This is a genomic window from Massilia mucilaginosa, from assembly GCF_011682145.1.
GTDB lineage: Bacteria > Pseudomonadota > Gammaproteobacteria > Burkholderiales > Burkholderiaceae_D > Telluria_A > Telluria_A mucilaginosa.
In genome coordinates this window covers 1-264 of record NZ_WHJH01000381.1, presented here as the reverse complement: position 1 = coordinate 264, position 264 = coordinate 1, and the positions used below count along the sequence as shown (strand labels likewise).

1 protein-coding gene is annotated in these 264 nt (G+C 65.2%); it reads right to left on the bottom strand.

Translation table 11 applies throughout. From position 1 onward, the window contains the following. Positions 1–264: hypothetical protein (locus F2P45_RS35265; RefSeq protein ID WP_223164953.1), on the bottom strand; the 264-nt coding region annotated here is incomplete at both ends.

Here is a 264-nt window from a genome sequence, read left to right as displayed (position 1 = left end):
TGATCGCCTGTTTGTCGTTCTGGGCCAGCATGCCGGCCAGGGTCTGGCGGCTGCGCTGGCGCGCGTGGATGGCGCGCGTCTGCTCGCGGCTCTCGTTCACCGTCAGCACCAGGCAGCGGTTCATCAGCTCCTCGTCAACGTCGATGGCGGTCGTCGTCAGCATCAGCATCACCGGCCCTTTTACGCGGTACTGCTTGGTCACCAGGTTGCCCGTCACCTCGTCCTTGCCGGTCGAGGCCATCGTCAATTCCCCGTCCGACTGCA